We start from the raw sequence: 10,188 nt of genomic DNA on the forward strand, positions 1-10,188 counted from the left end.
TCCTGTTCCTCCTAACCTGCCAGCTTCTTCGTGCTCCGGCGAAGTAATATGTAATATAAAACTGCTGCAATCAGAGCAATCACGATCAGGATTCCATTGATCGCCATCGCATACGGTCGCGCCCGCAGATCCGGCTTGGTATATTCCAGATAAGCCAGAACCGGCAGCGCCTTTGGTGTCGTTGCTCCAAGTATGAACGGCAGCTCATATGCTCCAAGTGCAAATACAAAGATGATCAGGAAACCACTGAGCACTGTATTCATACATAAAGGAAGCGTTACTTTCATGAAGGTCTGAAGTTTATTCGCTCCAAGATTGGTCGCTGCTTCTCCAAGACTGCCATTGATATTCGCCATCAGAGCAATCACAAAATAGATTATGAATGGGATTTCCTTCCACAGATAGGCAAGAATTACACCAAGTCCATATCTGTCATAGATCAGCATCGGAAACTGCTGCTGATCCGTAATCAGTCCTGCATTTGCAAGGATTCTCGCAAGGATTCCATTTTGCGAAAGAATGTTTACAATAAAGAGTGCCACAACAACATGGGGAACAATGATCGGAATCTGAACAATCCGCATAATGATTCCGCGCACTTTTCCGGCACTCACCAGAACTGCACACAGAAATGTTCCTGTTACTGTGGCAAGAAAAGCCGACATAAATGCAATGTACAGACTATATTTTAATGACTGCAAAAGATCCGGCCTTGTCAGTACCTCCTTATAATATTTCAGCGTCGGTTCCGTTAACCCAAAAGCTGGAATCACCCCTAAACTTTGGATGATTCCAGTTCCCAGACCAATAATAAAAACTACGCCTAATATAAGTTGCGGCACCAACAGTATATAAGGTGTCATTTTTTTCTTCATTTTATTTTCCTACTACTTCCTCTGCCCAGATCTCTTCGATGATCGGTACAAGTGCGGAAGGCATTTCCGGAAGACGTTTTGATAAAAGTTCATCCTGAGAGATTGCTCCCTTACCGATTTCAACTTTATCAAATGCTTCTTTCTGTGTATCGTTTAATTTGTTGTAATCTACAACCGGAATGGTACGGATCTCTGTGAAACGATCTGCCTGTACTTCCGGATCCATCATCTCGTTGATTGCTACCTGGGCTCCTGCTACGTTTCCTGAATTTGCTGCAATTGCAATGTAATTTGTATTTCCAATTGTTCCTTTATCGAACTGGAAGGATTGAGATGTTTCTGTGTAAGTACCATTTTCAATATTGGTAGCTGTTGAATATGCACTGTAAGAGATATCCATTACAACTTCTCCGTCAGAGTACATATTGGTCAGTGCCGTAGAATCCTTCGGGAAAGTCTTTCCTTCATTCCACAGGTATGGATTCAGTTCACGCAGATATTCAAGAGCTGGCTCAATTGCTGCTTTTACAGTCTCTTTATCAGCTTCCATATCCATGAACTGTTCATATCCGCAGATATCGTAAATCACATTACGAACAAATGCACTTCCTGTAAAGTCAGGTAATGCAGGATAAGTTACTTTTCCTTTGTTCGCTTTGCAGAACTCCATGAACTCATCTGTGTTTGTCGGAAGATCCGGTGTTACTGCTGTATCTGCGATCATAACAAGCTGTGCTTTTCCGTATGGAGCTTCATATCCCTCAATCGGAAAGCAGAAGTCTGCATTTGTCTCTTCATCATCTGTATCAATATAAGACTGGAAGTTCGGAAGTTCTTCTGCAAACGGTCCGTAAAGCATGTTGTTTTCTTTACAGGTCTTGAAGTTTTCTCCATTAATCCAGATCATATCGATATCGCCATCTTTTTTATCTGTTGAAATTTCACCGGAAAGCTGACTTAAAATCGCATCAATATCCATCGGTACACGTTCCAGTGTGATGTCATATTTTTCTTTCAGACGCGGTGCATAGTAGTTATCAAGCCAGTCATTTAAGCTATCATCTCCGCCCCATCCGTAAAATGTAACGGTTGTACCCTTGGCTGCATCCACCATTTCATCGAAGCTCATATCCTCTACGGCTTCGGTTGTCTGCTTGGTTTCTTTGTTGTCTGCTTTTTCTGTCTTTGCGCTGTTTCCACATGCTGTTAAGGAAAACGCCATCACAGTACTTAAAAGCAGCGCTGCAATTCTCTTTTTCATTAAAATTTTCCTCCTTCATTTTCTCCGTCCTTCATTATAACAAATTATTAACAAAAAGCACGCTGTTTTTCATTCCTGCTTTGTTGTTGCCCCTCAACACTTCGTTTAGCTATTGTATTTTTCTATATACTTATAGAATTTTTCTACCGATGATTCCATTGCTCTGTCCTTCAGCGTAAGAAGACCGATTTCCCAGATCATATCATCTTCTGCGAAAGGAATCATGACCAGCCCCTCTGTATTCATATCTTCATGGACAAAGTCAATCGTCACAGAAATCCCTCTCTTCAGCCGGCACATTTTATAGCAGAGATCAAATCCATTTGTCTCAAATACAATATCCGGTTCAAATCCCCGGTTCCAGCATCTACTCTGAATAAACTCATTGAGTTTAAAACTGCTGTTTTCAAGATAAAGAGGCTCGCCTTCCAGATCCAGAATAGTTGCTTCTCTTTTTTTCGCCAGAGAATGTCCTTCATAGACCAGAAGCCCCAGACTGCATTTTTTTAAACTTTTCATATCAAAACAATCTCCTGCAAATGGTCCGATCGACAATGCCACATTCCCTTCTTTGTCAAGCAGCATTTTCTCTACGATCCGATCCGGATATTCCATATAAGAAAATGTCACATTCGGATATTTCTTCTGAAATTCCAGAATACAGTCTGGCGTCAGGTAACGCAGGATATCATAGGCAACCAGAAGTTCTACTGTCCCTTCCTCACTCGCACGTATCATATCAATTTCTTTTTTCAATTTGTCATATTCGCTAAGAACCGTATTCGCATAATCATACAGCCTCTGTCCACTCTCTGTCAGTTCTATCCCGGAGGCAACCCTGTCAAGCAACGTACATTCCAGTTCATTTTCCAGATTTTTCAGTACACGGCTGAGTCCCTGTGGTGACATAAAAAGCTCTTTTGAAGCCCTCGCAAGACTTCCTCTTTGACAAATCATCCGAAATTCCTCTAATTCTTTAATCGTCATTCTTTTCCCACGACTCCCCTATTTAAATTTACATTTTGCCCGATTCAAAATAGGTGTTTTCCCAAGAGGTACCTTTTCATCGATTCCCATAATAAGCGGTAGCAAATGCTTTGCATCTTCATATCCTCTCCTTCTGAAACTACAGATGCACGAAGCGCAATATGTATAAAGTTCCGGCTCCCTCGATGCTTTTACACGGTCTGTCAGTGCCTGTGCCACATCCGCTTCTTTTCCAGCTGCGCATCCACCAAGCCCGCAACACTGTACATCTCTGAATGCATCTTCTACCTTTCCGACAAGGAATGGCTTCATATCATATTCAAACTTTCTGTCTTTCCGGTCCGGACATGGATAATACATTGGAATCCTTTCTTTTTGATAAATATTTCCAATTTTAAGCTCTGCCATTTTTTCGTAAACACTGATAATCTCCGCATCCAGTCGTCCTTTTAAAAAATAATAGCAGTTCGGACATGCCATGATCACCTGTTCTACTCCTGACTCTTTTAATTTCCAGTTGATTCGCTCAATGATCCCCGCTGCCTCTGAAACAAGTCCCAGTTCTTCAATCGGTTTCCCACAACAGTCATATACAACTCCCACATCATATTTTGCGAATTCTTCCACCAACTTATCTGTCGTTTTCGGAAAAAAAGACGGAAAATTACATCCCGTAAAAAAAACTGCTTTCTTTTTTGAATGGCGGTAATTTGCAAATTTATACGGATTCTTTTCTAAGAGCAGTCCGTCATATGAATTATCAAGAAGCTTCCCACCTCCGTCTTCAACCAATTTTCTCCGACTGTCAAGTGCAATCTCTTTTCCATCAATTCCTTTTGGACAGACACACCCGCAGGTTCCACACAAGAAACAATGATATGCCAGCTCCGGTTTTTCTTTTAATACCGGCAGATCAATTCCGTATTTTTCCAGAAACAGACAACTTCTGGTACATTTTCCACAATGGATACATGCATCCAAATCCCACTTATTCATAATTTTTATCCAGCTTTCCTTTCAGTCCCAGTTCCAGATAATCAATCGTAATTGGACAGTTACAAATTGCTCCCTTTTCAATATCCTCATACAGGTGGTACAAATCTCCCTTATCATCCACATCATAATACATCTGACCTACCGCCGTAGAGAGTTTCTCATTTCTCATGTGCTGTAAGGTATCATAAATAACTGTATTCGTTCCGTATCGTTCAATTTTCCATATAGAATCATATTCTTTTTTCATTCCGATCAGATAGTACCCTCCATCAAATGTAGGATGAATCACAATATCTTTTCCCCCAAGATTATCAAATGCATTTTTCAGTGTTTCCGGATGAATCTGCGGAATATCTGTCCCGATCAGAATTACTTTCTCATACCCCATTCTCAGTACGATTCCAATCGCATTCTTCATCCTTTCACCAAGATCATCACCAAATTGTGGAAGACATACTGTCTCATTATCAAGAACTTGCTGTAGCAGCTTCTTTTCATCCTTTGGTGTAAAAAACACGAAAATATCCGCATCCACCTGCTTTGCTTTTTCATATATATCCTTTACAAAGCAGGCATGTAGACGCGCGCACTCTTCCCCAGTTAGAAAAGGCATCAGCCTGGTCTTTGTCTGTCCTGGTATCGGCACCCTCGTAAATAAAATAAGTGCATCTTTCATCTATAATATTTCCTCCAACATTTCAATCACACTTTCCACTACTTTAGGACAAAAATCCAGCATTCTGCCACTCGAAAGTGCTTCTTCAAGCTGTTCCGGAAGCGATACATCATAGCCTAATAACTCTTTGCAACTGTTTGTTGCAAACTTTTCCAGAAACAATGCTCTAAATTCTGCATATTTGTTCATCATTTCTTCTTTTTGCCGAAGCAGAGTATTCACATCCCAGTGTCCATATTTTAATCCAACAGCCATGATTGCTCCGGTAAATGCACCGCATGTATCCCCATGCATCATTCCACCTCCAAAACAAGCCGAGACTTTATTCGCCATCTCTTCCGTAATCCCAAGTCTCTCTGCGAAATAAGACAGAACGACCTGAGAGCAATCATATCCTTTTATAAATTTTTCCCGAATCATACTTTCTTCTATCATTTTTCTCTCTCCTTTGTCATCTTACATCACTTTTTCATTCTAACATCAAACCAGTCCTATTTCTATAGATTGTCTTATCGTATTTAACTATAATTTGCTTGTCTTATTTATAAATCAAATAATTCGTGCCTTTTACAAAAAAATCCCTCATCTGCGGTTTCCCGCAAATGAAGGATTTCTTTTACTTTATTCAATTCTTACAGTAATCCACCGATTGATAAGAATAACGGTGCAAATACAAGTGAAACAATTGTCATAAGTTTGATCAGGATGTTGATAGACGGTCCTGATGTATCCTTGAACGGATCACCTACTGTATCACCAACAACTGCTGCTTTGTGAGCTTCGCTTCCTTTTCCGCCATGATGTCCTGTTTCGATGTATTTCTTAGCATTATCCCATGCTCCACCAGCGTTGGACATGAAGATTGCCATAAGTACACCTGTAACAAGTGCTCCGGAAAGTAATCCACCGAGGGATTCCACACCAAGAACGATACCAACGATCAGCGGTACTACGACTGCCATCACACCCGGAAGCAGCATTTCGTGAAGAGCTGCTGTGGTAGAGATTGCAACGCATGATGTATAATCCGGTTTTTCTTCACCTTTCATAATGCCCGGTTTTTCACGGAACTGGCGTCTTACTTCTTCGATCATCTTGTATGCAGCCTTTGATACAGACTCCATAGTAAATGCGGAGAAGAGGAATGTAAGCATACCACCGATAAAGATACCGATGATTACTCTGTAGTCAAGAAGGTTGATCGCTTCAAGACCAACTGCCTGTGCATAAGATACGAAAAGTGCAAGTGCTGTAAGGGCTGCTGATCCGATTGCGAATCCCTTACCCATAGCTGCAGTTGTATTTCCTACTGAGTCAAGCTTATCTGTGATTTCACGAACAGATTCATCCAGTCCTGACATTTCTGCGATACCACCTGCATTATCTGCGATCGGTCCGTATGCATCAACGGCAACTGTGATACCTGTTGTAGAAAGCATACCTACTGCTGCAAGTGCGATTCCGTAAAGTCCTGCAACTGAGTAAGATACAAAGATACCTACACAGATCAGGAGAAGCGGGATTGCTGTAGATTTCATTCCTACTGCAAGACCACTGATGATTGTAGTAGCTGCACCAGTCTCTGACTGTTCTCCGATTCCCTGAACCGGTTTGTAGTCTGCTGATGTGTAGTACTCTGTGATGTTACCGATGATCACACCAACAACCAGACCTGCGATAACAGCAATAGCTGCACTCATCTTTCCGAAGAGTACATTACTCAGTACAAGTGCTACAACAATAACTACGATAGAAGCTGCATAGCTTCCCTTTGTAAGAGCTTTCTGCGGATTCGAATTCTCATCACCTTTTACAAAGAAGGTTCCGATGATAGAAGCGATCAGACCACATCCTGCGATCGCAAGCGGATAAAGTACTCCGGATACAGCTCCTGCTGCTACTCCAAGAGTCAGTGCTGATACAAGTGAACCAACATAAGATTCAAAAAGGTCAGCTCCCATACCTGCAACGTCACCTACGTTATCACCTACATTGTCAGCGATAACAGCCGGGTTACGCGGATCATCTTCCGGGATACCTGCTTCTACTTTACCGACAAGATCTGCACCAACGTCTGCTGCTTTGGTGTAGATACCACCACCAACGCGGGCGAAAAGTGCGATTGAAGATGCACCAAGACTGAATCCTGAAAGCACATCTACGTTCTTTGTAACGATGTACACAAGGCTTACGCCAAGTGCTCCAAGACCTGCTACGCACATTCCCATAACGGCCCCGCCAGAAAAAGCAATTGATAATGCTTTATTCATTCCGCTTTCTTTTGCTGCGTTAGCAGTTCTTACGTTCGCTTTTGTAGCGACTGTCATACCACAGTATCCTGCAACTGTTGAGAAAAGTGCTCCAATTACAAAGCATACTGCTGTTACCCAGCTGATACCAAATCCGATCAGTACAAAAAGCACTACTACAAAAATGACCAGAATCTTGTATTCAGCCATGAGGAAAGCTCTTGCGCCCTCCGCGATTGCGCCTGCAATCTCTTTCATGCGGTCCGTACCTGCATCCTGTTTTCCTACTTTACCAGCAAGATATGCTGCAAATAATAAAGCAATAACAGCTGCAATCGGGACCAGATACATGTAATTATTCATTTCTTGTTCCTCCCTGAATTATTGTACCTCTAAAGACAATATCATAAAAAGAACAAGAATGCAAAACAATTTTTTGAATTTTCAATAAGTTTTATTTTGTTTATCTATAAATGTGGTCTTTCTCTATTTTTTTAATTTGTATCTCACCGTCCACATTCCACTGGGATTTACACAATATCAAGATATGTTTTTTCCCGAGGTGCCGGAAAAGCAGCATCTAATCTGGCATATTCCTCCACTGTCAGATGAACCTTTCCCGCCTCCAAGTTCTGCAGTACATGTTCTGCCTTTCCACTTCTTGGAATGGCAATCACATTTTCCTTATACAGAACAAATGCCAGAAGCACCTGCATTGGTGTAATTCCATGAATCCGCGCTACTTCCTTCACTGCACTGCTTTGCAGAAGATCTTTCTGCAGATCCCCTGCCTGCGCCAGCGGACAGTATGCCATAAGTGGCACATTGTGTTCTTTTAGCCACGGAAGAAGATCGAATTCTACTCCTCTGGAGCCCAGATGATACAGCACCTGATTCACCACGCAATGATTTCCATTCGGCACTGAAAACAATTCTTTCATATCGTCTGTATCAAAATTCGATACTCCCCAGCTACGGATCTTTCCTTCTTTCACAAGCTGTTCCATGCATTCTACCGTTTCCTCAAGTGGAATCCCTCCTCTCCAGTGTAAAAGATACAAATCCAGATAATCTGTCTGTAGATTTTTCAGTGTCTGCTGCAGACTTTTGAAAATTTTTCTTCTTCCGGCATTATGCGGATATACCTTCGATACAAGAAATAACCTGCTGCGGTCATACCCTTGGATTGCTCGTCCGATCAACTGCTCTGATCTTCCATCTCCATACATTTCCGCTGTATCGATCAATCGTATTCCCGCATCAATTCCTGCTCTGAGTGCCGCTGTCTCTTCCGCGTCTTTGCTCCTATTTTCTCCAAGAAACCAGGTTCCCATTCCAAGTCTTGGCATTTCCATTCCATTACTCAGTTTTATCTCTTTTTTATTCATGATTTCCACTCCTTGCATTTTGTTTTTCTGTTCCTTACTGTCTGTTTTTACTATCTTATGATATGAGTGTCAAAAATAAATTTTGCCACTCACTGATGTAACTGGATTGCTCCATTGCTATGCAATTCCCGCAATCCTCGAACACCTCATATTATAGGAAATATCCCACTTTTTGCAAATGTTATAAGGGACATATTTTTATGTTTATTTATTCTTTTTATTATTTCTTATAACATTCTTTTTTTCTTCAATCCATGATACACTGGATTTATCATAAAATAAATTCAGTGATAAGGAGATTAGAAATTATGAAAGTTGTAGTTGCAATTGATTCATTTAAAGGAAGTCTCACTTCGATTGAAGCCGGAATGGCTGCAAAGGAAGGGATCTTAAAAGCACACCCGGATGCGAATGTTGTCGTAAAACCACTTGCAGATGGTGGTGAAGGCACCACAGATGCCCTGATTGCAGGACTTGGTGGTGAGCGTATTGATCTTACAGTGACTGGTCCTCTTGGTACTCCGGTAAATGCACATTACGGATATCTGGCAGAAAAAAATACTGCCATCCTCGAAATGGCTGCCGCTGCCGGAATTATCCTGGTAAGAGAATCTGAAAAAAATCCACTTACTGTAACCACTTACGGTGTCGGTGAAATGATCGCAGATGCCATGGAACGCGGTATCCGCAATTTCATTATTGGAATTGGAGGAAGCGCAACAAATGATGGTGGAATTGGAATGCTTAAGGCACTTGGCTATCAATTTTCTGATGAAAATGGACAGGATGTCGGCGAAGGCGGACAGGCGCTTGAACGGGTATCTTCTATTATAATAGAAAAAGCTAACCCAATTCTCAAAGAATGCAGTTTTCATATTGCCTGTGATGTAACTAATCCACTTTGCGGAAAGAACGGAGCTACCTATATTTATGGTCCACAAAAAGGTGTCACACCGGAAATAGCAGAAGAACTGGATCAGGCAATGAATCATTATGCTTCTGTTACCTCCAAATTTCTTCATAATGATTATGCATCTGCAGAAGGTGCCGGTGCTGCAGGTGGTCTTGGCTTTGCATTTCTCAGTTATTTAAATGCTACGCTGACTCCTGGAATCGATCTGATTCTTAACGCTGTCGAACTGGAAAAAGAATTAGAAGACACAGATATCACTGTTACCGGCGAGGGACGCCTCGATCACCAGACCGCTATGGGAAAAGCTCCTGTCGGTGTGGCAAGACTTGCCAAAAAATACGGCTCCAAAGTCGTTGCTTTTGCCGGAAGCGTCACCCCGGAAGCAACAGCCTGCAATGCGGCCGGAATCGATGCATTCTTCCCGATCGTCCGTGGAATCACAACACTAGCCGAAGCAATGGATCCCAAAAATGCAAAATCAAATATGGCAGCAGCTGTGGAACAGGTATTCCGTCTGTTATAGTTTTAATATTATTTACAAATTTCAGAGAGTGTTTTTGTATAGTTTTTACAGAAATACTCTCTTTTCTTTATGATTTTCTTCTTTTCCTACACTGACCATCAACAACACAACGATCTACGACCTGACAGATCTTCATTTCATCTGTAACAATGATTCTTCATCAAATGAAGAGCTTTCACTTGTGAAGGCAGGTTCTTCTGTTACCATTTCTCTGGATGACTCTGCAAACCTCTCAGTGATCGCAAATATTGCAGATTAAGTTTTGCCGTAAACAATCCACCTATGTAGTTTTAAGCAATCAAGTAGGAGGCGGTGACTAA

Annotated in this window: 9 protein-coding genes; 1 reads left to right on the top strand and 8 read right to left on the bottom strand. The window is 41.6% G+C overall.

The window, feature by feature from the left end:
* Positions 1–11 precede the first annotated feature (11 nt).
* The 8 genes from PG840_RS11785 to PG840_RS11820 all read right to left on the bottom strand — a co-directional run bounded on the left by PG840_RS11785 (position 12) and on the right by PG840_RS11820 (position 8,432).
* A complete protein-coding gene (locus tag PG840_RS11785) occupies positions 12–875 on the bottom strand; it encodes an ABC transporter permease (protein WP_117834328.1) in 864 nt (287 codons plus the stop codon).
* Position 876: 1 nt separating this feature from the next.
* Positions 877–2,136 (bottom strand): ABC transporter substrate-binding protein, encoded by a 1,260-nt coding sequence (locus tag PG840_RS11790; RefSeq protein ID WP_117555899.1) that lies wholly within the window; start codon positions 2,134–2,136, stop codon positions 877–879.
* 105 nt (positions 2,137–2,241) lie between these two features.
* Complete coding sequence (locus PG840_RS11795) at positions 2,242–3,123, bottom strand: LysR family transcriptional regulator (protein ID WP_117555897.1); 882 nt, start codon at positions 3,121–3,123, stop codon at positions 2,242–2,244.
* 18 nt (positions 3,124–3,141) lie between these two features.
* Complete coding sequence (locus PG840_RS11800) at positions 3,142–4,119, bottom strand: (Fe-S)-binding protein (RefSeq protein WP_022221076.1); 978 nt, start codon at positions 4,117–4,119, stop codon at positions 3,142–3,144.
* Positions 4,112–4,795: a TIGR04282 family arsenosugar biosynthesis glycosyltransferase gene (locus PG840_RS11805; RefSeq protein WP_022221077.1), complete on the bottom strand. Its 684-nt coding sequence runs from the start codon at positions 4,793–4,795 to the stop codon at positions 4,112–4,114. Before PG840_RS11805 ends, PG840_RS11800 begins: the two co-directional genes overlap by 8 nt.
* A complete protein-coding gene (locus PG840_RS11810; protein ID WP_117555895.1) occupies positions 4,796–5,230 on the bottom strand; it encodes a C-GCAxxG-C-C family protein in 435 nt (144 codons plus the stop codon).
* Between the two features lie 197 nt (positions 5,231–5,427).
* Entirely contained in the window at positions 5,428–7,407 is a 1,980-nt protein-coding gene (locus PG840_RS11815) for a sodium-translocating pyrophosphatase (protein WP_173826252.1), read from the bottom strand.
* Between the two features lie 167 nt (positions 7,408–7,574).
* The gene (locus PG840_RS11820; RefSeq protein ID WP_173826253.1) at positions 7,575–8,432 is read right to left on the bottom strand and encodes an aldo/keto reductase; all 858 of its coding nucleotides are present in this window, start codon (positions 8,430–8,432) and stop codon (positions 7,575–7,577) included.
* Between the two features lie 308 nt (positions 8,433–8,740).
* Between PG840_RS11820 and PG840_RS11825 the strand changes: the two genes are divergently transcribed.
* Positions 8,741–9,868 carry a glycerate kinase family protein gene (locus tag PG840_RS11825; RefSeq protein WP_118198993.1) on the top strand — a complete coding sequence of 376 codons (1,128 nt, stop codon included), beginning with the start codon at positions 8,741–8,743 and terminating at the stop codon, positions 9,866–9,868.
* The last annotated feature ends 320 nt before the right edge of the window (positions 9,869–10,188 follow it).

Origin of the sequence: Coprococcus sp. AM97-35, from assembly GCF_027697525.1 — a bacterium.
Lineage (GTDB): Bacteria > Bacillota > Clostridia > Lachnospirales > Lachnospiraceae > Allocoprococcus > Allocoprococcus comes.